This is a genomic window from Massilia aurea (assembly GCF_024753205.1).
In the GTDB taxonomy this organism is placed as follows: Bacteria; Pseudomonadota; Gammaproteobacteria; order Burkholderiales; family Burkholderiaceae_D; genus Telluria; species Telluria aurea.
Genome location: NZ_JANUGZ010000001.1, coordinates 950799 through 975548, shown reverse-complemented (window position 1 = coordinate 975548; position 24750 = coordinate 950799). Strand labels below are relative to the sequence as shown.

Annotated in this window: 16 protein-coding genes; 14 read left to right on the top strand and 2 right to left on the bottom strand. The window is 64.6% G+C overall.

All coding sequences use genetic code 11. From position 1 onward, the window contains the following. The first annotated feature begins 7 nt into the window (after positions 1-7). The 9 genes from NX775_RS04095 to NX775_RS04055 all read left to right on the top strand — a co-directional run bounded on the left by NX775_RS04095 (position 8) and on the right by NX775_RS04055 (position 14288). Entirely contained in the window at positions 8-1657 is a 1650-nt protein-coding gene (locus NX775_RS04095; protein WP_258834824.1) for a type II and III secretion system protein family protein, read from the top strand. Positions 1658-1665: 8 nt separating this feature from the next. After that, positions 1666-3540: a TadA family conjugal transfer-associated ATPase gene (locus NX775_RS04090; protein ID WP_258834823.1), complete on the top strand. Its 1875-nt coding sequence runs from the start codon at positions 1666-1668 to the stop codon at positions 3538-3540. Then, on the top strand, positions 3537-4397 hold the full coding sequence (locus NX775_RS04085; RefSeq protein WP_258834822.1) for a type II secretion system F family protein: 861 nt from the start codon (positions 3537-3539) through the stop codon (positions 4395-4397). The genes NX775_RS04090 and NX775_RS04085 overlap by 4 nt, the downstream gene beginning before the upstream one ends. Positions 4398-4421: 24 nt before the next feature. Further along, a complete protein-coding gene (locus NX775_RS04080; RefSeq protein WP_258834821.1) occupies positions 4422-5354 on the top strand; it encodes a type II secretion system F family protein in 933 nt (310 codons plus the stop codon). Positions 5355-5375: 21 nt separating this feature from the next. Further along, entirely contained in the window at positions 5376-7031 is a 1656-nt protein-coding gene (locus NX775_RS04075) for a DUF192 domain-containing protein (RefSeq protein ID WP_258834820.1), read from the top strand. Positions 7032-7059: 28 nt separating this feature from the next. After that, on the top strand, positions 7060-11688 hold the full coding sequence (locus tag NX775_RS04070; protein WP_307732061.1) for an RHS repeat-associated core domain-containing protein: 4629 nt from the start codon (positions 7060-7062) through the stop codon (positions 11686-11688). 30 nt (positions 11689-11718) lie between these two features. Further along, positions 11719-12762, top strand: a complete 1044-nt coding sequence (locus NX775_RS04065; RefSeq protein WP_258834819.1) for a hypothetical protein — start codon at positions 11719-11721, stop codon at positions 12760-12762. Beyond that, the gene (locus NX775_RS04060) at positions 12762-12950 is read left to right on the top strand and encodes a hypothetical protein (protein WP_258834818.1); all 189 of its coding nucleotides are present in this window, start codon (positions 12762-12764) and stop codon (positions 12948-12950) included. Before NX775_RS04065 ends, NX775_RS04060 begins: the two co-directional genes overlap by 1 nt. 357 nt (positions 12951-13307) lie before the next feature. After that, positions 13308-14288: a magnesium and cobalt transport protein CorA gene (locus tag NX775_RS04055; protein WP_258834817.1), complete on the top strand. Its 981-nt coding sequence runs from the start codon at positions 13308-13310 to the stop codon at positions 14286-14288. Positions 14289-14303: 15 nt separating this feature from the next. Here the strand turns inward: NX775_RS04055 and NX775_RS04050 are convergent, their stop codons facing one another. Together NX775_RS04050 and NX775_RS04045 are read right to left on the bottom strand one after the other, a co-directional pair. Next, positions 14304-15680 carry an ATP-binding protein gene (locus NX775_RS04050; RefSeq protein ID WP_258834816.1) on the bottom strand — a complete coding sequence of 459 codons (1377 nt, stop codon included), beginning with the start codon at positions 15678-15680 and terminating at the stop codon, positions 14304-14306. Continuing rightward, entirely contained in the window at positions 15670-16332 is a 663-nt protein-coding gene (locus NX775_RS04045) for a response regulator (RefSeq protein ID WP_258834815.1), read from the bottom strand. Before NX775_RS04045 ends, NX775_RS04050 begins: the two co-directional genes overlap by 11 nt. A gap of 160 nt (positions 16333-16492) precedes the next feature. Here NX775_RS04045 and NX775_RS04040 point away from each other — a divergent pair, with 160 nt between their 5' ends. The 5 genes from NX775_RS04040 (at position 16493) to NX775_RS04020 (ending at position 24729) form a co-directional block, all read left to right on the top strand. After that, the gene (locus NX775_RS04040; protein WP_258834814.1) at positions 16493-18535 is read left to right on the top strand and encodes a glycoside hydrolase family 97 protein; all 2043 of its coding nucleotides are present in this window, start codon (positions 16493-16495) and stop codon (positions 18533-18535) included. A gap of 149 nt (positions 18536-18684) precedes the next feature. Further along, the gene (locus tag NX775_RS04035; protein WP_258835107.1) at positions 18685-19836 is read left to right on the top strand and encodes an MFS transporter; all 1152 of its coding nucleotides are present in this window, start codon (positions 18685-18687) and stop codon (positions 19834-19836) included. A gap of 46 nt (positions 19837-19882) precedes the next feature. Continuing rightward, entirely contained in the window at positions 19883-20716 is an 834-nt protein-coding gene (locus NX775_RS04030) for a PhzF family phenazine biosynthesis protein (protein ID WP_258834813.1), read from the top strand. Positions 20717-20895: 179 nt separating this feature from the next. Continuing rightward, positions 20896-21654, top strand: a complete 759-nt coding sequence (locus tag NX775_RS04025) for an N-acyl amino acid synthase FeeM domain-containing protein (protein ID WP_258834812.1) — start codon at positions 20896-20898, stop codon at positions 21652-21654. Between the two features lie 135 nt (positions 21655-21789). Then, the gene (locus NX775_RS04020; RefSeq protein ID WP_258834811.1) at positions 21790-24729 is read left to right on the top strand and encodes a putative bifunctional diguanylate cyclase/phosphodiesterase; all 2940 of its coding nucleotides are present in this window, start codon (positions 21790-21792) and stop codon (positions 24727-24729) included. Positions 24730-24750: the final 21 nt, after the last annotated feature.

The window sequence follows — 24750 nt, the reverse complement described above, 5'->3', positions numbered from 1 at the left end:
AAGACGATTGGCAACGCTGTCGTTGTCGATCCTCGCGGCCCTGGCCACCGCACCCCTGCAAGCCGTCGCACAGGTCACCGCGCAACAACCGGCGGCCGCCAGCCGCGCAGTATCCGCATCGTCGTCATTTGGCGCTCCAACGCCAGCCGCGCTGGCGCCGAAAGCCATCGCTGCCCCTGCCGTGCCCCAAGGAGCGGCACCGGGAACGCAATTCTTGAGCCGCAATCCGATCACCGAGGCGGGCGCCGCTAAGATCAGGCGGGCCGCTCGGAAGACGGTCGAACCGTATGCGCCGATCAATGCGGATGGCGAGCTGGCCCCAGTCTCCGAGATCGAACTGTACGTGGGTGAATCTCGCGTGTTCCCTACCCCGGGCGTGGCCCGTATCGCCGTGGGCAATGGCCAGATCCTCAGCGCTAGTGCGCTGGACGGCCGGGAAATCATCGTGTTCGGCAATGGCGTGGGCGTGTCGTCGCTGTTCGTGTGGAACGAGGACGGTCGCTACCAGCGCATCAAGGTCAATATTGTGTCGGGCGAGACGGCGCGCATCACACGCGAGGTGGCGGGATTTCTTCGCCATATTCCCAGGGCCACCGCGTCGGTGGTGGGTGACAAGGTGATCGTCGAAGGCGAGGAGCTGTCCGATATCGATCGCGAGAAGGTCGCCGAGCTGGCCAAGCGCTATCCGCAGATCGTCAATTTCACCAGCCCGATCGGCTGGGAGCAGACGGTGCTGATGGATGTGAAGGTCGTGGAATTTCCCAAGTCCGAGCTGCGCGAACTGGGCTTGAGATGGAATCCCACCGGCGGCGGCGCCTTGGGCGCGATCTGGTCGCCGTTCAACCGCGGTAATAACGGCGCCGCAGTGGGCGGTCGCCAGATCACCATCACGGCACCGGCCGGCCAGCAGCCGCCGATCTCGAACATCGACCAGAGCCAAGGTGTGGTCCTACCGTCCTCGCTGACACTGATGAGCGCGATAAATGTGGGTTTAAATGCGCAACTGAACCTGCTCGAGCAGAACGGCAGCGCGTCGATCCTTGCCGAGCCGCAGCTGTCCACCCGCAGCGGAGGCAAATCGAGCTTCCTCGCCGGCGGCGAATTTCCCTATTCGGTGGCTAACGACAATGGCGTGACGATCCTGTTCAAGCCCTATGGCATCCGGCTCGAGATCGAACCCAAGGTGGGGCGCAATGGCGTGATCCGTGCCGAGATCGATTCAGATGTCAGTTCGCTGGACCCGTCGGTGACGACGACCAGCGGCCCGGCCCTGCTGACGCGGCGCACCAAGACCGAATTCAATGTGCGCAGCGGTGAGACGATCGTCTTGTCTGGCCTGCTGCAGCGGACTACCAGCAACGATATCGACAAGGTGCCAGTGCTGGGCGACCTGCCCGTGCTGGGCGCGCTGTTCCGGTCCAAGCGTTTCCAGAACCGCGAGACGGAGCTGGTGGTCTTCGTCACGCCGACCGTCGTCGATACCCGCGCGCCGGGCCTCGTCGAACGTGTCGAGCGCACCAAGGAACGGCTCGGCGAACACATGGGACCTATGCCGTTCCTGTCCGATCCGCTACAGCCGCAGACGGATGCGGGGGAAGTCTTCACGCCGGCCGCCACGTCCACTGCGGCGCCGGTCGTCACCAATGAAACACGCTAGGAGTCGCCATGCTGGATATTGAAATCACCGCGGGCGATGGCGCGCCGCACCTGCTTGAAGTGCCGGACGAAGCGATCATCGGCAAAGGCAGCGACAGCGACATCCGGCTCGATGGCTGGCGCCTGGGCAAGGAACACGCGCGGCTGTACCGTACGCCGGCCGGCGTGGTGGTGCAGGACTTGGGGGCGTACATCGGCCTGTCCGTCAACGGCGCGCGAGTGGATTCGCAGTATGGCCCCCTGGCCGCGAGCGACGTGATCACCGTGGGCGGCTACCGGTTGCGCGTCCTCAACAGCATGCCCGAAGCGCCGCAGGTGCAGGCGGCGTCGCCCGTATCGCGCTCCAGTTCGGCGCCGGCGCGCAACCGTCAGGCCACCGAGGAACTGGAAAGCTCGCGCCACTTGGCGGCACGGGCAGCCGAGGCCGTGCAGGCGGCGCTTCGGCAGCCGGCGCTGGGTGCGGTGGTCGATGCTGCGCCGGCCAACGGTTTCGCGCTGGTGCCCGGTGTTGATGTGCGCCGCAAGGAGCTTGAATTCGAATGGCGCAAGCGCATCCACGCAAAGCTGCTCGATACAATGGACCTGCGCCGCCACGATGTGTCGAGCATGAGCGACGAGCAACTGCGTACCGAGAGCGCCACAGTGATCCGCACCATCATGCGCGAAATAGATGCAGACCTGCCGCGCGAACTGGACCGCGCAGTGCTGAGCCGCCAGGTGCTCGACGAGGCCGTGGGCCTGGGGCCGCTGGAAGAACTGCTGGCCGATGATACTGTCAGCGAGATCATGGTCAACCGCTACGACGAGATATATGTCGAACGCAATGGCCGCCTCCTGCGCCATCCGCTCACGTTCACCGGCGACCGTGCCGTGCTGGGCGTGATCGAGCGCATCGTGGCACCACTAGGCCGTCGGATCGACGAGTCGTCGCCGATGGTCGATGCCCGGCTGAAGGACGGCTCCCGGGTCAACGCCATCATCGCGCCACTGGCCCTGAAAGGTCCGGCGTTGACGATTCGTAAATTCTCGGCGCGGCGCCTGACGTCGCAGGACCTGGTGGAATTCGGTGCGCTGAGCCCGAACATGGCTGACTTTCTGCAGATCTGCGTGGAGTCGCGCAAGAACATCATCGTATCCGGCGGCACGGGGTCGGGCAAGACCACGCTGCTGAATATCCTGTCCAATTTCATTCCGTCGGGAGAACGCATCATCACCGTGGAAGACGCGGCGGAACTGAAGCTGCACCACGAGCACCTGATCAGCCTGGAGTCGCGACCGCCCAATTTGGAAGGCAAGGGCAGCGTGCCGATCCGCGACCTGGTAAAGAACACGCTGCGCATGCGGCCGGACCGCATCGTCGTTGGCGAGTGCCGCGGCGCCGAGGCGCTTGACATGCTGCAGGCGATGAACACGGGCCATGAAGGATCGCTGACGACCCTGCACGCGAACACGCCGCGTGATGGCCTGGCCCGACTCGAAACGATGGTGCTGATGGCCGGCATGGACCTGCCGCTGACGGCGATCCGCGAACAGATCTCGTCGGCCGTGGACGTGGTGGTGCAGCAGTCGCGCTTTGCCTGCGGCTCGCGCAAGGTGACCAGCATTACCGAATTGACCGGCATGGAAAGCGGCAAGGTCCAGTTGCAGGAACTGTTCCGCTTCGTCAGCCAGGGTTACGGCAATCCGGACCAGCATGGACTGAAGCGGGTGCAAGGCTACTTCACCGGCTGCGACATGGTGCCGAACTTCTACGAGGAGCTGCGCGCCGTCGGCGCCGATCTCGACATGGATATCTTCAAGCCCACGCTGCCGCCCGGCCACGAGCAGGTGGAGCGGCGCGACTGGCGTACCCGCAGCAGCACCGACAGGCGGCGCGCGTCATGAACGATACGGCGGTGATCGCCGGCATCAGCGTCGTCATCGCGCTGGCGGCCGGCATGCTGACCTGGCTGGCCATCGACGTCGGCACCGGCTCGATGAAGCGTTACCGCTCCAGCTTCACGGAGCGCACCCGCTTCCAGGTGCGCGAGTTCTTCTTGTTTATCGATCCACGCCAGCTGTTCGTTCTGAACATGGCCGGGATCGTGCTGGGAGCGCTGATGACATGGCTCTTCACCGACAGCGCGCTGCTGGCACTTGCGATGGCTGTCGCGCTGACATTCGCGCCGCGGGTGCTGTACGCGCGCTTGCGTGCCCGCCGCCTGCGCCAGTTCGAGGAACAGTTGCCTGATGCGTTGATGATGCTGGCTGGCGGCATGCGCGCCGGCGCCGGCTTCAGCTCGGCGCTGACCCAGCTGGTGCAGGAAGCCCCGGCGCCGCTGGGCCAGGAATTTTCGCTGATGCTGCGCGAGCAGCGCATCGGCGTGACACTTGAACAGAGCCTGAACAATCTTGCGCACCGCATGCCTACGCAGACCACGATCCTCGTCGTGTCGGCCATGCGCATCGCGGCGGAAACGGGCGGCGGCCTGGCCGAAACGCTGGAACGCACGGCCGGCACCATCCGGAGCCGCCTGCAAATGGAAGGCAAGATCCGCGCGCTGACGGCGCAGGGCAAGCTGCAGGCTTGGGTAGTGGGGCTGCTGCCCGTGGGACTGGCGCTGGTGCTGGGCAAGATGGAACCGGCGGCAATGGACATGTTGTGGCACACCCGCGTGGGCTGGGCCGTACTGGCCGTTCTGGCGGTGCTCGAAGCGTTGGGCGTGTACGTGATCCGCAAGATCATCGCTATCGACGTTTGAGGGACAAGCGACAGGGAAATGGACATGGATAAGTTACTGCTCGAACATGGCACGGCACTAATCGTGATGGTAGCGCTGGCGGCCGGCCTGTCGGTGGCGCTGGTGGCCTGGTTGCTTAGCAGCGCGCTGGCCGACGTCCCGACGGAAGACCGCTCGTACAAGGACGCGCCGCCGCTAGGCTTTCGACTCGTCTGGTACCCGATCCACTGGCTTAGCTATTTTCTCGAACCGCTGATCTCGACGCGACGGCTGGCCGCGATCCAGGCGCAGCTGCGCCAGGCAGGGTTGGATTACACTGTGACCGCGCCGCAGATGGTGGGCGCGCGCGTGCTCGGCGCCATCGTGATAACGGCGCTGTGCTGGTGGGGCCTGGCGAGCTTCGACAACCCGCCCGATGGTGAACAGGGACTGGCGCTGACGCTGTACTGGCAGGTGATGGGGGCCGGCGCCCTGCTGGGCTTTTTCTATCCGTCGTTCTGGCTGCGCGACCTGATGAGGGCGCGGCGCAGCGAGCTGCTCAAGACACTGCCGTTCTACCTGGACATCATCACGTTGTGCGTCGAGGCTGGCTTAAACCTGCAGGGTGCTCTCAACCAGGCGGTCGCGAAAGGGCCGAAGGGCGTGCTGCGCACCGAGATCCAGCGCGTGCTGCGCGATATCCGTGCTGGCAAAGCGCGCGCCGAAGCGATGCGTTCGATGGCCGACCGACTGGTCGAACCGAATGTGACGCACTTCATCACTGCCGTGATCCAGGCAGAGCGGATGGGCATGAACCTGGGGCCGGTGTTGCGCGCGCAGGCCGACCAGCGCCGCACCGAGCGGTTCGCTCGGGCCGAGAAGCTGGCCATGGAAGCGCCCGTGAAGATGCTGTTCCCCCTGATCGCGTTCATTTTCCCGTGCACGTTCATCGTGCTGTTCTTCCCGATTGTCATGAAATTCATGCACCCCGGTGTCTGACGAACCTCGCTGCGACCCCTTATGACCAATTCCTCCGTTTTGCCCGCAGCGGCGCCGAGCGACACCCGGTTACTGACCATCAGCGGCAGCCACGCGCTGGCAGTGCGCCGCGCGGCCAGTTTCTTCAGCCGCTTCCGTGGCCTGATGCTGACCTCCTGCCTGGCAGCCGACAGCGGCCTGCTGCTGACTGACTGTCCTGGCGTGCACACCGCGTTCATGCGCTTCGCCATTGACGTGCTGTATCTGGACCGCGACGGCGTGGTGCTCAAGTGCGTGCCGCGCCTGCGGCCGTGGCGCACCAGTGCCAGCAACATGGGCCGTGGCGTCAATGGCCAACGCCATGTGCGCGCCGCGCACACGCTGGAACTGGCCGTTGGCAGCATAGAGCGCCTACAGGTCCGGCCCGGTGACCGGCTGCACCAGCCGCACTGGTTCGCGTCCACGTCGGCACCCCGGTCAGCCGACACCCCGCCGCGCCAGCCGCGGCGCCGTGCGACGCTGCGCCAACGCGGATCGGCCGTCGTCGAACTGGCGGTTGTGGGGCCGATCATGGCGATGATCGGGCTCGGTTCCATCCAGTACAGCCAGCTGTTTTTCGCCAAGAACACGCTTGATCATGCCGGCTTTCTGGCAGCGCGCGCGGGCAGCACGGGCAACGCGAAGATGGACACCATCAAGCAGGCATTCATGGGCGGGCTGGTGCCGATGTTCGGCGGCGGCGACACGGCCGCCAAGCTGGCCAAATCGTTGATCGACGTGGAAAAGGAACTGGCAAAGCCCAATCGCTATCGCGTCGAGATGCTGAATCCGACCAAGGAGTCGTTCGCCGACTTCAATGATCCGGCCCTGCAGGCGCTGCTGAAAACGGGCGGCAAGCGGGTGATCTCCAACCGCTCGCTGGCGTTCAAAGGCAATGCCGTCGGGTTAACGTCAGGCCAGACGCGGCAGGATGCCAACCTGATCAAGCTGCGCATTACCTACGGCCTGAAGCCGGTCGTGCCGATCGTGCGCAGCATCTACACGACCTACCTGAAGTGGCAGGATACCGGCGGAGACGCGGTGCGCACGGCGATGATCGCCGAGGGACTGGTCCCCGTCGTCACGCATGTGACAATGCAGATGCAGTCCGACGCCATCGAGCCGGACAATCCCGTGTCGCTGCCCGGCGACGGCAATGGCGGTAACCCGAGCAACCCGGGCGATCCACCGGTGACGACCGATCCGCCGCCGGATGACGACTGCATGCTTGGCGGGTGCAGCACGCCACCGACCGATGGCACGCCCGGCTGGTGTCCGGTGCCGATCACGGCCGAGCTGAGTGCCGACACGCTGTTCGGCTTCGACCAGGCCAAGCTGACGCCAGACGGCATCGCGGCGCTCGACCAGCTATTGCAGAGTACGAGCGGCAAGACGTTCAGCACGATGACCGTCATCGGTCATACCGATCCGATCGGCACGGAAGCGTACAACCTCGACCTGTCTCGCCGGCGCGCCGAGGCCGTGCGTGACTACCTGCTGTCGAAAGGGCTCAAAGTTGACCAGGTTAACATCGTGGGCGCCGGTGCCGCCGACCTCGTAGTGCCGGCTGAGGCCTGCACCGGCAAGACGGGCACTGCCCTGCAGACCTGTTACGCGGCCAACCGGCGTGTGACGGTGGAACTGAAGCCGAAGACCTGAAACAGACCGACATCCTGATATCGACGACATGAAGACACTTTCGAGATTGCGGCTGCGCGCCGACCTGTCCACCAGTGTGCTGACACTGACACTGATGCTGGTGCTGGTGCTGGCGACGTGGGCCTGGCCCGTTGCCGATGCCCTGGCGTGTCCCGCGGGCGGCGGTACCTGTTCGATTGGCACGGAGGAGCCCGCGAGCTTGCCGCTGGCTAGTTCCCTCAACGTCGGCGCAGGCAATCCGATCAATGTCATGAGTGGTAACAAGTACCTGCGCGAAGAAGACATGCCGGCACTGCCGGGCGTGCTGGGGCTGGAGATCGTCCGTCACTACAACAGCATCGTCAGCGGCGTACGGGCGCCGGTCGGTATCATTGGACGCGGCTGGAAGCTGTCGTACGAAACGCAGCTGCTGGTGGCCACCGGCGGCATGCAGATCGTGCAGGCCGATGGCGCCGTCAGCAACTTTAGCCGCGACGTGCTGCGTCCCACGGTGGCCGTCGGCAGCAATCCTGCCAATGGCATCATCCGCGCCGAACGTCGCAAGGGCAGGGAAGAATACGTGTGGCACTGGACGGATGGCCGCGAACTGACATTCGACCATCGCGGCAAGCTGATGCAGATCCGCGCGGCCACGGGCGAAGTGGCGAGCCTGCTGTACGACGCCCGCGGCCTGCTGGTCAAGGTCACCGATCCGCAGGGCCGTAGCCTGCGCTTGGCGTACCTGGATCGCGAGACCGCGCGCCGCGCGGACCGTTTCCGCGGCGTGCAGAGCATCGACAGCCCAGTCGGCCGGTTCACCTATGACCACGGCAGCAGCGCGCCGCAAGGCAGCGGCACCGACCGCCGTGTCTTGCTGGCCAGCCTTGTCGCCGTGAGCCACCCGGATGGGAGCCAGATGCGTCAGTACCATTACGAAGATGCCCGCTATCCCACTTACCTGACCGGCATCAGCATCGGCGCCGAACGCTTCGCCACCTACGCGTATGATGCCATCGGCAAGGGCGTGCTGTCGACGCATGCCAACGGCAGCGACAAGGTGACGCTCGACTTCTCGCGGCCGGGAATGACGGTCGTGACCAACAGCCTGGGGCAGGAGACTCGCTATCGCTTCGCGCTGCAGGATGACGATTACCGGCTGGCCGAAGTGCGCGGCCCGGGCTGCGCATGGTGCGGGCCGGGAGACCGGCGCTACGACTACAACCGCGCCGGCCAGCTGGTGGAAACCACCGGACTGGATGCGCAGGGCGTGCCGCAGCAGACCGTGCGCACCGATGTCGACTACCTTGGCCGGCCGGTGCGCGTGACGCGTCGGGTGTATGGCACGGACAGTGTACCCGCATCGCGCCTCGTCTCCCGCTATGAATATGCCGACCAGCGCACCACGCGGCCGACGCTGGTCGCCTGGCCCAGTGTCGTCGCGGGTCGTGAAGCGCTGCGGCGGATTGCCTACAATGCGGCCGGCCAACCGGTCAGCGTGAAGGAGCGTGGCTGGTCGCCCGCCGTCGGCGGCGAGGCGCCTGGTGCGATCGAACGCACCACCCTGTACCGATATCGCGTCGTCCAGGGACGCAGCCTGCTGGCCGAAATCGACGGCCCGCTGCCGAACGGGAAGACCGCGACACCGGCCGATTCCGATATCACCCGATTCGAGTACGACCAGGGCGGCTCGTACGTGACCCGGACCGTCGCACCCGGCAACGTAGTGACCGAAGTGCGCGAACGCGACTCGGCGCTGCGGCCGCTTATGACGGTCAGCACCGACGGGGTGCGCATGCTGTCGGTCGAAGAACGCCTCGCGCCCTCCGGGCAGGTGCTCAAGCGCATCGAGAGCGCATGGCTGCTGGACGACAAGGGGCAGGCAGATCCCGGCACGCGGCAGGTGAATGTACTGGAATACCGCTACGACGGGCAGGGCCGGCTGCAGACAGCACTGGCACCCGGCGGCGGCATGACGCGCTACCGTTACGACGGTGCTGGCAACCTGACGCAGCGCATCGCGCCGGATGGCAGCAGCGTCACGCACACGTTCGACACCGAGCGGCAGCTGACGGCCGAGACACGTCATGGTCCGGCGGCAGGCAGCGGGATCACGTGGCGCTACGATGCCGAAGGCAGGTCGGACAGCGCTGCCGCGACCCTCGACTGGCGCTCCGGCCGTATTGACGAGCGCTGGCCAGACGCAACGCAGCCATGGACCGCCAGACATCAGCTGGGCGCCGCCGACACTGCGTCCGAGGGCTTGGTCGAGGAAGTCACGCGGCCGGACGGTAGTCAGGTGCGCCGCTGGTTTGATGACTTCGGCCGCATCGTCGCCACCCGTTCGCCCGAGCAGGGCTTGCGGCTGGCGCGCTACGACAATGCCGGCAACGTGGTGGCACTGCGCGATGGCGTGGGCGTCACCACCACGGTGCGGCGCGACGCACAGGGCCGCGCGCTGGAAGTGCGCTACGCCGATGCAACGGCGCGCGTGCAGCAGCAACTGACGTTGCGCTACGCGGGCATCGCGCTGGCCGAAGAGACGCGATTCGAACGGGGCGCCGTCGATAGCCGGATCACCTGGCTCAGCGATGCGTGGGGTCGGACCAGCGGTAAGCAGCTGACCATCTTCGGCGCGCAAGGAAAGCCTGCACCCACGCTGGTGGTTGGCAGCACGATCGACCGCGAAGACCAGGCTGTGCGCAGGACGCTACCGTCGGGCGCCGAGCTGTCGTACCACTACGATGCCGCCGGCAATGTCGGCCGCATCGAACTGGATGGGCACCCGCTGCTGAGCGACATCCGCCACACGATGACGCTGACCGGCTTGCGGCCCACGGCATTTGAGTATGCCAACGGGCGGCGCAGCGAGACACGCTACAACGCCGACGGCACGCTGGCCAGCCACCTGACCGGCACGGATCTGTTCACCGCCACCCACGATCCGGCGAGCCGCAGCAGCCGTTTCCAGCGCACGGCGGTGCCATTGGCGGCCACGGCGCAGGCGGCGGGTGGCTGGGCGTCGGTAATCAGCAGCTGGATCGGAACCGCCCATGCCGCGGCGCCACCACCGGCGTCCATCGCCGCGCCGGTGAGCATGACTTATGACACGCACGGCAGGCTGGTAAGGGAGCAGCGCGGCGGGCACGACGCATTCGCCGTCGAGTACGATAGCCTGGGCAACCGTGGCGGCACGGCGGCGGCCAGCATCGACGGCATCGGCAACGTGCTGGCGTCCGGCAAGCTGCGCCTTGCCTACAATGCCGCCGGTGAACTGCAGCGCGTGACCGATGAGCGCGGTGTCGAGCGCGCGGCCTATCGTTACGACGCACGCGGTCACCGCATCGCCAAGCAGGCGGGCGGCGAGACGCGCTATTTCATGTACGACGATGGTCAATTGCTTGCTGAAGCGGATGCGGCCGGCCGCGTCGTGGCCGAATATGTCTACCTGGGCCGCCGGCCCGTCGCGCGGCTGCGCTATGATGCGAGCCCGCGCGGCTGGTTGCCGGGCAGCCGGCTCAAGCCGGTCATCGAGTACCTGCACACTGACCAACGCGATGCGGTGGCCACCATCACCGCTGCCGATGGCCACCTGTTGTGGCGCGGCGAGCTCGATGCATTCGGCGTGCTGCGCGCCGAGACGGGTGCCGCAGGCAGCATGCCGCTGCGCCTGGCCGGCCAGTACGCTGACCGGGAAACGGGCTTGTACTACAACGTCCATCGTTACTACGATCCGGCGCAGGGACGCTACCTGCAGGCCGACCCACTGGGCCTGGCCGCCGGCTTGAACATGTACGCCTACACTGGCAACGATCCATTGAGCAAGACGGATCCGCTGGGACTCAATCCGGAGCCAGATGACGGTTGGGCAGGGATCGTGCAGCCGTGGTTGTTCGGCACCTTCGTGCACTCGGCGTTTGCAGACCAAGTCCGGCTCTTCCAGCCCGGGTGGGGCGCCAACGATGGCCGCGAAGGTACCTGGAAAGACCTGCGTCCCGATGCGTATTTCGTCAAGCCGGGGAACGACAAGGTCAACTATACCGGAACGCTATGGGAATTGAAGCCCATTACCTGGGCTTCGGGGCCCAAATACAAAGCAGGTTTGGCAGAGGTTCTCCTGTACAAGAGCAAGGCCAAAACCGGCTGCTGGAGCGCCGGATCCAGCAGCTCGCTGGCCAACCGCCTCACTGCCGATGAAATTTTCATGGGCAACGCCACGTATGAAGTAAATTACGTCGCGGACAAGCAGGATGGCTCGGGCCTGATCTTCTACACGAAGAAGAAGCTCGAGACAAAGCCGGAACCCAAGATCGTGCCAGTCCCAGCCCTATCGAAGAAGGATAGTGACGAGCTGGCCAGGCAGATGCAGGCCGTGCGTAACCAAGGCAAGAAGGAAGGCTGGTCAACCTTGCAGGAGATCGGCATGATAGTTCTGATCGGCCTAGCCATCGCTGCGGCCATTGCCGTTGCCTTCCTGGCCGCATCGACGATCGGCGCGATCATTTCGGCAATTGCCGGCGCAATCGCCGCTGCGGCATCGGGCGCGGTAACGCTACTTGCAGCGATTGCCGCCGTGTTCGCACTGGGTACAGGTGTGGCGGCGGCAGCTGAAGCAAAAGGCAAGGAAAAGGAACAGGGGCTGCTGGATGGCGCGATCGGCTGGTTCAAGAGCTGGTTCTGAGGCCACCGCGTACCAACAATGAAAGGATTTATGGCAAGCAAAAAATTTGAATCGTTCGCGCAACACCTGCGCGCGGCATTGTCCGATGATGCAGGCATGCTCTTTGATTTCCAGTTGCAGTTGATGACACGTGAAATTGCCGAAGGCTGGAAGGCATTTCACGCGCAGGCGGTTTTATTCAAAGAGATATTGCCGGATCCCCTGATCAATGAACTCGGTAGGCAGCATGCGGTGGAAAATCTGCGCTGCGAGATCTGGCGCGATCGTGACCAGATGGTCTGGGTTGGTTTTGGTCAGCTCGGCTCCCAGTATCGTTCTTCTCTGCTCACTCAGTGGTCCGAACATCCGGAAACCCTGGCGGAATACCGCAATTTCCTGCACGTGGGCGAGCTGGACACGGGTGCAGCACCAACGCCGAATCCGCTCGATCGCACCGCCAATGCCGTGTTGAGAGACCGTATCGAGACAGATAATCAGCACTGGTGGTACAAAACCCAGGCAGACACGACAGACTGGTATGTGGAGGCAGCGGCGCAAGGCGTGCTGACGCCGCCACTGATGGTCCGCGAACTGGAGCCGGCCACGCCCGTTCGGGACATGAGCGTGGCCTTGGCGGACGACGGGCCGTACTGGAAAGCCGTGCACCAGGCCCGCTGGCGACGGGTCATGAATGCGACGGAATTTGCTGTATTTACCAAGCCAGACGAAAACCTGCGCCTGATGGCGGCATTGGCCCCGGACTTCCCTTATGCTCCGGGACTGAGTACGGGTAAGCGGCTTATTTTCGTTCAAGAAGGCGAGAGAGCGTTGGCTTGGGCGCTAATGGTCGACAAGACCGATGGAAGTACCACTTACCGCTATCCGCCAAAGCTCATTCTGATCAGCCGCGAACAAACGAAGAAGCTCAAGGACGACGACATAATCTTCCACAATGTAATTGGTACTTGGTTCGTCAGCTACACCTCCGGTGCGCGCTGCCTTGAAACCGAACTACTGTTCCATTTGCCGCGCAGCAGGCGGCTGATCGAATTTTACGAGCCCTACGTGCGGCAGGTGCTCAGTCACGCGGGTTGATGGAAGGTGACTTGCTGGCCGGATCGGTCGTGTTGCCGATCCTGTCGAACGATTTCAGATCCTGTCAATCCATCCATCGATCGCCGTCATCGCCTGCTCGTCGCGCTCGCCGCAGCGATCCGTTTCTCGCCTTTCTGCCGCATGGCGTCGAGCACCGCCAGCCCTACGCGCCGAAGAACCAACCCTGAATGCTCTGACGTTGGTGAAGACCCGCACACTTGCAAGCAGATTCAGCCGTTAGCAGGCCGTTCGCTTGACGAACCGCGGGCTGAATCTGCTCGTTCATCCGCAGGTAGCTTCTGTGCGACTGTAACGAGAAGAAATTCGTGGTCAAAGTTTCTGTGTCATGAGTCCTTTCCTCTGCGTCCGACCTTGCGCGGTTTCGCCTCATTTTTGACAAAATTTTTACGCGGCGCTGCGTAGAATCGCGGCCACGATCAATGTTGCATGACGAGACCCCATGACTATCCGACGAGACAGCGCGAAAGGGCGTAATCCTGGCCATACCGTGTTCACGCGCCAGCGCGCACTGCAGGAGCCGATCAGTGAATGAAGTGGCGACGCGCATCAACTGCACGGTGTATCGCAAGGGCGTCAAGCTGGAAGAGATCCAGATCGAGGATATCAGCGTCGCGCTGGAAGATGAGGACACCTTCGTCTGGCTCGGCTTGTTCGAGCCAGACAAGGAACTGATGGACATGGTGCAGGACGAATTCGACCTGCACGACCTGGCGGTGGAAGACGCGCGCAAGGCGCACCAGCGGCCCAAGATCGAAGAGTATGGCGAGAACCTGTTTGTCGTGCTGCATACGGTGTCGCTGGTCGAGCAGGCGATCCACTTTGGCGAAACGCACGTGTTTGTCGGGCCGCGCTTCGTGATGACGATCCGGCATGGCATGTCCAACGGATATCGCGCGGTCCGCGAACGCGCCGAGAGCGTGCCCGCCAAACTCGCGATGGGCCCCGGGTACGTGCTCTACACGATCATCGATTTCATCGTCGATCATTACCAGCCATGCATGGATATGCTGCAGGACCGATTCCGCCAGGTGGAGAAGGCATTGTTTCTGCCCAATCCGTCGTCGGATAACCTGGAAGAGTTCTACAACCTGAAAAACGAGCTGTTGTCGGTGCATGGGGCGGCGGCGCCATTGATCGACATCTGTAACGAATTGCTGCGTTTTCACGGCGACATCATCCCGGCCGGAAACCGCATCTACTACCGGGACATTCTCGACCATGTCGCGCGCGTAACGCAGACGGCAGACCGGATCGGCGAGATGATCAATGCCGCCATGCAGGTGGCGCTGGCGCAGGTGACGATTCGCCAGAATGACGTCGTCAAGCGCCTCGCCGGCTGGGGCGCGATCTTGGCGGTGCCGACGATGGTGTTCAGCCTGTACGGCATGAACTTCCAGCACATGCCGGAGCTGGCCTGGCGCTGGAGTTATCCCGCGGTGATGTTCGGGATCGTCGCCGGTTGCGCGCTGCTGCACCGGCGGCTGAAGCGTGTCGGCTGGTTGTAGGCACCACCCGGAAAGCTACCCCACGGCGCCAGTGAACGTAATGGTCGCGCACACGCCGCGACCATGCTCGCCATTCTCCAGCGAGATCGTGCCGCCGTTCCTTGCCGCGCCCCGTTCGGCAATTGCCAGCCCCAGTCCTGAACCCAGCTGCTCCTGCCCCGGCACCCGGTAGAACCGCTCGAACACCTTGTCGCGCAGATCCGGCGCAATCCCCGGCCCTCCATCGCAGATCGCCAGCCGGTAGCCAGAAGCAGCACGCGTCAGGCGCACGGTGATGCGGCCATCCGTCGGTGAATACTTGATTGCATTGCTGATCAGGTTATCGACCGCCGACGCCATGCTTTCCAGATGCAGCGGCAGCGCACCGGTGGCGTCGGGGGCAGCGTCGAATTCGATCTCGATATTGCGCTGCACCGCCAAGTGCGCCGCCGTCGCCACGCGCTCGCGCACGAAGTCGGCCACGTCCGTCAGCGGGCACGCCTGCGCGACCTGCGGTTCGGCCCGGGCGCGTTCGAGCGCCAGCAACTGGTGCACCGTGTGCGTGGCGCGAGCGACGCCGCTGCGCAGGCCGGCCGCCGGCTCGGCGCAGCGCTCGGCCATTTCGGCGCCGGCGCGGCTCATCAAGACGTGGGCGTTGATCTGGATGGCCGCCAGTGGCGTCTTGAGTTCGTGCGCGGCGTCGGTCAGGAACTCGTGTTCGTGCTCGATGCGCTGACTCAGGCGATGCATCAGGCCATTGATCGCTACCACCAGCGGCGAGAGTTCCTTGTACTTGGAGTCGGGCAGCGGCGTCAGGTCGGCATCCGTGCGCTGGGCGATGCTCGACGCGATCGAGCGCAGTGGCCGCAGGCCGATGCCGACGATCAGCCACGCCGGAATCAACAGCAGCGGCAGGCTGAAGAAGGTCGACGACAGCAGGAAGCTCACGCCCCAGATGGTCAGCATCCACTCGTCGTCGACTTCGTGGCGGCGCTCGACGACGATGCGGTTGCCCGCGTCGTGCGCCGTCCAGCGCACCCACGCGTAGGCGCCGCGCGCGGCCACCTCGGGCAGCACGTCCGGCAGCTGCGGCATCGAGTTGTAGAGCAGGCGGCCATCGAGCCAGACCCGCACGCGCACGCGCGAGTGGTAATCGAGCTCCTTGAACATGCGCTCGCGGTTCACCTCGATCGCGGCAAGCGCCGGCAGCATGCGCTCGGGCCGGGCGCCGGTGTCCACCAGGTGCGACAGGATGTTGAGCGTATGCGCCTTGTTTTCGCTGAAGGTACGCGTGCGCTGCGTGACCTTGGCCTCATAAAACATCCACAGCACGCCGATGATCGCGACGCTGACGATCACGCCGGCAAAGCTGAACATCAGGCGCCGGAACAGCGAGGACTGTCTAAACGTCACGCTGCACCATGTAGCCGACGCCGCGCACGGTGCGGATCACGCCTTCGCCCACTTTTTTGCGCAGGTTGAAGATGTGCACGTCCAGCGTCTGGCTCTGGCCTTCGCCGGAGGGCAGGGCGCGCCGTTCGAGCTCGACGCGCGTGAGCACGCGGTTGGCCTGCTTCATCAAGGTAAGCAGCAGCGCGAATTCGGTTTTCGAGAGCGTGACGCTCTGGCCAGCGCGCGTGACGAGCATGCGGTTTTCGTCCAGTTCAATGTCGCCCGCCACCCACAGGTTTTCTTCCAGTGCGCCGTGGCTGCGGCGCACGATTGCGCGCAGGCGCACCAGCAGTTCGGGAATCTCGAAGGGCTTGATCAGGTAGTCGTCGGCGCCCAGGTCGAATCCCTTCAGGCGGTCCTGCAGGCTGTCGCGCGCGCTGATGATCAACACCGGCAGTCGCACGCCCTCATCGCGCAGCGCGCGCAGCACGTCGGTGCCGTCGCCATCGGGCAGGCCCAGGTCGAGCACCACCGCGTCGAACGATTCGCTGCGCATGCGCGCGGCCGCGCCCTGGGCCAGGCGCAGCCATACCGCTGTGTGGCCCTCGTCCTGGAACACCGACAAGAGGGCCTGGCCGATCGCCAGATCGTCTTCGATCATCAGAATTTTCATGCCGGAAGTGTATCAGTGCGCTGCGCTTCGGGCGCCGCGACGAATCTTCAGATTCGCTTCAGCCGCACATTGACCGCGCATCCCCGATGCCGGACTATCCGGGGCGACCGCTTTCAGGTTGAAATTGCAACAGAAAACAAGACGAGACAGGAGACGAAGGATGCGTACCAGTTTATTGAAGATGAGCCTCGTGGCGCTGGGCATGGTGATCAGTACCGGCGCGTTCGCCGCCGAAGACCTGATGGCGACCGTCGAGTCGCCCGGCAAGGTGCTCAAGGTGTCGTTGCAGGTGGCCCCGGACGGGCGCCTGTCGTACCAGGTCGAGCGCAAGGGCCAGCCGGTCATCGCGCCGTCGCGCCTGGGCTTCGTGCTGGCCAGCGACAAGCCGCTCGATGCCGGTTTTGCGATGGAGCGCCACCTGGTCACGGCCCATGACAGCACTTGGGAGCAGCCGTGGGGCGAGCGTCGCACGGTTCGCAATCACTACAGCCAGCTGCGCGTGGACGTGCACCAGAAGAAGGATGGCCGGCGCCTGGCGATCGTGTTTCGCGTGTTCGACGATGGCGTGGGCTTCCGCTACGAATTCCCGAAGCAGACCAATAACCGCGCCGTGCACATTGCCGACGAGCTGACCGAGTTCGTGGTGGCGCAGCCAGCTACCGCCTGGTGGCAGCAGGCCGGTGAAGTCTGGGCGCTCGAATACCCGATCCAGAAAACGCCGCTGCGTGAAGTGGGCATGGCCAACACGCCGATGACGGTGCGCATGGAAAACGGCACGCACATCGCCTTCCACGAAGCGGCGCTGGTCGACTACGCGTCGATGTGGCTGCGCCGGGTCGAAGGCCAGCGCCTGCGCGCGCACCTGACGCCGTCCGCCAACGGCGCGCCGGTCGTGCGCACCGGGAGCTTCACGACGCCGTGGCGCACGATGCAGATCGCGGGCGATGCGGCGGGCCTGTACATGTCCGACCTCGTGCTGAACCTCAACGAGCCCAATAAACTGGGCGACGTCTCGTGGGTCAAGCCATCGAAGTATGTCGGCGTCTGGTGGGACATGCACTTGGAGACCAAAACCTGGGCCGCGGGCGACCGGCTCGGCGCGACGACCGATTATACGAAGCGCTACATCGACTTCGCGGCAAAGAACGGCTTCCGTGGCGTACTGGTCGAAGGCTGGAATCCGGGCTGGGACAGCGACTGGGCCGGCAACGGCGCGGACATGGACTTCACCCGCTCGAACCCGCGCTTCGACCTGCCGGCACTGGCGGCGTACGGCAAAGCGCGCGGTGTCCACATCATCGGCCATCACGAAACCGGCGGCAATATCGCGCACTACGAAAAGCAGCTCGATGCAGCGCTGCGCCTGTATGCAAAGAACGGCGTGGACAGCATCAAGACCGGCTACGTGACCGACGGCGGCGCCGCCCAGTTCATGGGCAAGAACGGCAAGGTCCATTTTGGCTACACAGATTCGCAAGAGGGCGTGCGCCACTACCAGAAGGTGGTCGAGGATGCGGCGCGCTACAAGATCGCGATCAACACGCACGAGCCGGTGAAGGACACGGGCCTGCGCCGCACCTATCCGAACTGGATCTCGCGTGAAGGCGCGCGCGGCACGGAGTACAACGCCTGGGGCGATCCGGTCAACAGCGTCGAGCACGAGGCCAACCTGGTGTTCACCCGCATGCTCAGCGGCCCGCTCGATTACACGCCGGGCATCCTGAGCCTGGAGGGCAAGGACAAGAAGCCGTTCAACTCGACCCAGGCCAAGCAGCTGGCCAACTTCGTGGTGATCTATTCGCCGGTGGTGATGGCGGCGGATCTGATCGAGCATTACGACCGCTATCCGGGCGCGTTCAAGTTCATACGCGACGTGCCGACCGACTGGGACGATACGCGTGTGCTGCATGGCGCTGTCGGTGAATACGCAACCATTGCGCGCAAGGACCGCAACTCGAGCGCCTGGTACGTCGGCTCGGTCACCGATGGCAATGCGCGCACGCTCGATCTGCCATTGTCGTTCCTCGATGCCGGCAAATCGTATGTGGCCGAAATCTACCGCGATGGCGACAAGGCGGATTATCGCAGCGAGCGCCGCTTCGACCTGGTGATCGAGAAGCGCACCGTCAAGAGCACCGACACCATCAAGATGGTGCTGGCGCCGGGCGGCGGGCAAGCCATCCGGCTGGTGCCGGCCAGCTAACCGACCGTTGGTAAAAGAACCGGCGCCCGCGGGCGCCGGTTTTCGCATATCCTGTCGGACTGTTCTGTCCACCCGCGTCGTCCATGTCCACATCTTCCTCGCCGTCCAGCACCACCTCCGCAGTCACCCCGGCCGCCTCCGGCGCCGTGATGCAGATCCTTCTCTCGGTTGCCTTCGTCCACCTGCTCAACGATTGCGTGCAGGCGGTGCTGCCGTCGATCTACCCGCTCCTGAAGCACGAATTCAACCTGACCTTTACCCAGGTCGGCCTGATCACGCTGACGTTCCAGTGCACCGCGTCGCTGCTGCAGCCGTGGATCGGCCTGTACACCGACAAGCGGCCGATTCCGTTCCTGCTGCCGGCCGGGATGTGCGTAACGCTGCTCGGCGTGGGGTTGCTGGCGTGGGCCAACAGCTATCCGATGCTGCTGGTTGCTGCCGGCATGATCGGCGTGGGCTCGTCGACCTTCCACCCGGAAGCCTCGCGCGTGGCGCGCCTGGCCTCGGGCGGGCGCTTCGGATTTGCGCAGTCGGTGTTCCAGGTTGGCGGCAATGCCGGCTCGGCCCTGGGGCCGTTGCTGGCGGCGGCGATCGTCGTCGGCCGCGGGCAGGCCGAGATCGCCTGGTTCATGCTGCTGGTGCTCGTTGCGGTGGCGGTGCTGGTGGGCGTGAGCCGCTGGTACAGCCACCACCTGATGAACATGGTCAAGAAAGCGGCGCTGCATGCCGGTCCGGCGCTGCCGCGCAAGAAGGTGATCCAGGCGCTGGCCGTGCTGGCGCTGCTGGTGTTCTCCAAGTACATCTATATGGCGAGCCTGCAGACCTACTACACCTTCTTCCTCATTGAGAAGTTCAAGCTGCCCGTGGGCACCGCCCAGATGTACTTGTTCCTGTTCCTGGCATCGGTGGCGTTGGGCACGTTCGCGGGCGGGCCGATCGGCGACAAGATCGGGCGCAAGCGCGTGATCTGGTTCTCGATTCTGGGCGCGGCGCCGTTCACGATCGCACTGCCGTACGCCGACCTGTTCTGGACCGGCGTGTTGTCGGTCATCATCGGCCTGGTGATGTCGTCGGCGTTCTCGGCCATCGTCGTGTTCGCTCAGGAGCTGGTGCCGGGCAAGGTCGGCCTGATCTCGGGCATCTTCTTCGGCCTGATGTTTGGCATCAGCGGCATGGGTGCGGCCGCGATGGGCACCATCGCCGACGTGCACGGCATCGCGCAGGTGTACCAGATCGCCTCGTTCCTGCCGCTGCTGGGCATCCTGGCCGTGCTGCTGCCGCGCATCGACGCCCGGCGCTAGCGGCCCGGCGCTATGATGGGTGTTTCCAATCACTGAGGAAGCACCCATGCGCCAGGATATTGAACTTCTCGCCGCCTTTGACGACCACGGGCAGGGCGGTAATCCGGCCGGGGTCTGGATCGGCGCGGTCTTGCCGCCGGCTGCCGAGATGGCTGCAATGGCGCGCGACGTCGGATTTTCCGAAACCGCGTTTGCCGCGCCCGAAGGCGAGGGGTGGCGCGTGCGTTATTTTTCGCCCGCTTCCGAAGTGCCGTTCTGTGGCCACGCGACGATTGCCCTGGGTGCCGCCCTGGCGCGCCGGCATGGTGCTGGCCGCTTTGCGCTGACCCTGAATGCCGCTGCCATCTCTGTCGAGGGACGGCAGGACGGCGCGCGCATGCAGGCGGCGCTGCAGTCCCCGCCTACCCGTAGCCGTCCTGCGCCGCCCGCTCTTGTCGACGCTGCGCTCGCGCTGTTCGGCTACGGGCACGCCGACCTCGATCCACGCCTGCCGCCCGCATGCATTCACGCCGGCGCCGATCACCTGTTCCTGGCGCTGTCCAGCCGCGCTGCGCTGGCGGCGATGACGTACGCGCTCGACCCGGGCCGGGCGCTGATGGACGCCCACGGCCTGGTGACGATCGTGCTGGCCTGGTCCGAACACAATAATCTGTTTCATTCGCGCAACGCTTTTGCCTCCGGTGGCGTGCTGGAAGATCCGGCGACGGGCGCTGCGACGGCCGCGCTGGCCGGCTATTTGCGCGATCTGGGCTGGCCGCATGGCGGCCGGATCGAGATCGTGCAGGGCGAAGATATGGGCATGCGCTCTCTCATTACTGCCGAATTTGGCAATGACATTGGCGGGCCGATCCGGGTCTCGGGAACTGCGCGGATGCTGTAATGACAGCCGCCGTTATGCAACGCACATGGTCCGCGTGACGTAGCCATTTTTCCTGGTTTCTCGCTCATTCAAACTGAAGGTGAAAAGTAGGCCTGCTCTGTAAATCGATTCTCCGTAAGCGGATTGATAATTGAATCCAGTTAATTTCTGTTTCTCTTAATCAATCAAGGAGTTCCGCCATGGAGCAGTTCACCGCCGCCGTCATCCACCCAGCCACGCTGTCGCGACCACGTTCGGTGCGTCCTCCGGTCGCCGGCAGCGTGACCGAACGATTGCCGTTCACGATCCGCCGGGTACAGACCCAGGCCGACTTGCTCAAAGCCGTGAAGATCCGCCACGCCGCCTATGCGCGCCACGTGCCGGATTTCGCACGCACCCTGGCGCAGCCTGAAGCGGCTGACTTCGATGCCGACACGATCGTGCTGCTGGCCGAGTCCAAGCTCGACGGGACGGCGATCGGCAGTACCCGCATCCGCACCAACCTGCACCGGCCGCTGGGTGTGGAAGAATCGGTGGTCTTGCCCGACTGGCTGCGAGGCAAGCGGCTGGTCGAGGCCACCCGGCTGGCCGTCGATGAAGGGCGGGTGGGGCGCATGGTAAAAATTGCATTGGTCAAGGCGTGTTTCATGTATTGCGAAGACAACGCAATCGACTTCTCGGTGGCGACAGGCCGCCCGCCGGTCGACCGGCAATACGAGCAGATGCTGTTCGTCGATGTGTTCCCGGAAGATGGCCTGGTGCCCCTGCGCCATGTCGGCAATATCCCGCACCGCGTGATGGCCTTCGAGATCGCCACCTTCCAGCAAAGGTGGACCGAGGCGCGGCATCCGATGCTCGACTTCTTCTTCAACACGGTGCACCCGGATATCGACATCGGTCCTGTCGTCTTCCCATCGGTACCGGAATGGCCGGCCCAGGAACAACTGGCTGTCGCCTGAGGCCGCATTACACCGCGCGAAACCGACGGTTGTTCAACTACGAAGGGCATGACGGCACTACGCTAAAGCTGTATCCTTGCGCTTTAGTGGCCGTCGTTGTCTGCGCGGTGGTCACGCGTATTACCAAGGCCGCTCATGCCCAAGCTTTCCCATCAGTTTCGTGCTTCGCTGCCAGCCGCGTTGCAAGCGGCGGTCGAACTGATTCTGAAGACATTTTCTTACTACCTCATCCCGATCGGGATCGCGGTGGTGTCGCTGATTGCGCTCGTTTTCTGGCACGACGAATACCGCACCAGCGGCGACGTGCCGCTGACGATGCACGTGCTGGCCGATCCGGCCGGCACGCTCGATCCTGCCAGCGCACTCGGGCCGGCGCGCGAGCGCCCGCTGACCAACACGCATGACACCCATCTGTCCGAAGCGCCGGTCTGGTTCGTCATCGAGCCGATGCCGCGCCCGGGTGCACAGGTGCTCGAATTCCCGTCACGCCACGCGCTCGATATCGCTTGCTGGAACGCGGCTTCGCTGGCCCCGCTGGGCACGGCCAGCCGCAGCGACAGCACCGGCCTGCTGCGCGCCGACAAGGCCGGCTTCGCGCTGAGCGTTGCGCCGTTGCCGCGCCAGCTGCTGTGCCGCGGCACGTTCGCGGGCCCTGCGCGCCTGACGGTCGTGCAGTGGCCCATCGAACAGTACGCGCTGTCGGTCAAGCAGTACCACCGCAAGTCGGGCCTGCTCGACGGCGGCATGATCGTGCTGGCGCTGTTCATTCTGATCACGGCACTGATCAACCGGCAGCCGGTGTACGTCATGTTTGCCGGCTGGCTGATCCTGAACCTGCGCGTGGGGGCGTTGTCGGCCGGCTGGGACATCCAGTGGCTCGGCCAGGCGGTGCCGTCCGACTGGCTGCTGCGCAGCCGCGCCGTCACGTTCACGATGTACGGCATCGCGACGCTGACGCTGTACCAGGCGCTGCTGAAGGATCACCTGGCCGAGATGCGCTACGTGGTGCCGATGCGCGTCATGCAGTGGCTGTGCATGCCGATGCTGGCCGCCGCCATCCTGGTCCCGTATGGCATGTACCTGCCGCTGATGTGGGGCATCCTTGCGTGCTGCTTCTCGTTGATGACGATTGGCCTCTTCAAGATCATCATCGAATCCCGCACGCGGGTTGCGGCCTGGTTCGCCGCCTCGTTCGCTGTCACCTTCATGGCGTCGCTGGCCGAAGTCGCGTCGGCCGCGTTCGGCATGCGCGAACTGCTGGGCGTGATCAACAGCGTCACCGCGGCGCTCGCATCGAGCCTGCTGGCGGCGCTGGCCGTGGCTGAACAGATGCGCATGGAAACCGAGAAGCGCCAGGAAGCACAGGAAGAACTCGAGCATGCGTACAAGGCGATGCCGGTCGGCCTGTTTACGCTTGATATCTACGGCCACTTTTTGAGCGTGAACCCGGCGCTGCAGAAAATGCTGGGCATGACCGACTTCACGGCGGGCCGTACAGCGTGGCGCCAGTACTTCACTGAAGCGAGCTGGGCCGCGCTGCACGAGCAGGTCCATGCAAAAGTCGAAGCCGAGATGGAGCTGACCAGCCGAGAAGGCGGCCAGCGCTTCCAGGTCAGCGCCACGCTGGCCAGGTCGCGCATCGAGGGCGTGCTGCAGGACACCACCGAGAAACACAAGGCCACCGAGCAGCTGCGCTTCATGGCCAACAACGATCCATTGACCAAGGTCTTCAACCGGCGCGGCATCGAGCGCGAGTTCAGCAATGCCAGTGCAAGCCTGGCAGCCGGCCGGCCAATGGCGCTGGCATATGTCGACCTCGACCGCTTCAAGCTGATCAACGATCTGTTCGGGCACGGCGCCGGTGACGAAGTGCTCAAGCAGGTCTGCGAACGGATGGGCGCGATGCTGGCCGGCGGCCAGCAACTGGGCCGCGTGGGCGGCGACGAATTCGTGATAGTGATGCCCGAGACAGCGATTCCGCTGGCCTCGATCATCATTCGCGGCATCGTCGACCGGCTGGGCAACACGCCCTACCGCGTGGGTGACAAGGCGTTCCACGTGCGCGCGTCGGTCGGGCTGATCGAGGTGGTGCCGGGCATGCCGATGAAGGATGCCGTCTCCACTGCCGACCGCGCCTGCCGCGAAGCCAAGACCGGCACGGGCGACGGCCTGGTCGTATACGAGCGCGATGCCGATGCATTCCGCCAGCGCGCCGCCGAACTCGACATGGTCGAGCGCCTGTCGGGCCCGGGCGCCACCGACGGCCTGCTGCTCGAAATGCAGCCGATCATGTCGCTGCGCACGCCGCTGGAATCGCTCAATTTCGAGGTGCTGCTGCGCATGCGCGAGCCCGATGGCCGCGTCGTGCCGGCCGGCGCCGTGATCGTCGCCGCCGAAAAAAGCGGGCGTGCGAGCATGATCGACCGCTGGGTGCTCACGAGCACGCTGGCCTGGATCGCCGAGCATAACGACGAGTTGGTCAATACTCGCTTCGTCTGCATGAACCTGTCGGGCGCATCGCTCAACGACGAGCGCTTCGTGCAGGACACGTTCGACATTCTCGGCCGCTACGTGCACGTGGCCAGCCGCCTGTGCCTCGAAATCACCGAGAGCGTGGCCTTGCACGATCTGGACAACACGCGCCGCTTCATCGACCAGGTGCGCGGCTTCGGCGTGAAGGTCGCGCTGGATGATTTCGGCGCCGGTTACACCTCGTTCTCGTACCTGAAAGAGCTGCCGGCGGACGTGCTCAAGATCGATGGCAACTTCATCGTCAATATCAATGCGCATCCGGCCAACGTGGCGATCGTCGAGGCCATTGTCAGCCTGGCTGTCAACCTGGGCATGAAGACGATCGCGGAGTGGGCCGAGGATGCGGCCACAGTCCAGACGCTGCAGGAAATCGGTGTCGATTACGTGCAGGGGTTCGTCGTGGCGCGCTCGATGCCGCCCGAGCGCATCCTGGAAGGACGCTCCAGCGCCAGCTTCATCCAGGATCCAGCCTTGCTGGCGCTGCTGAGCGAGTGGGACAAGCCGCCGACGTCACATCTGGCCAGCGTCACGCGCTTGCATTAGCCGGCAACGTCTGCTGCCGTC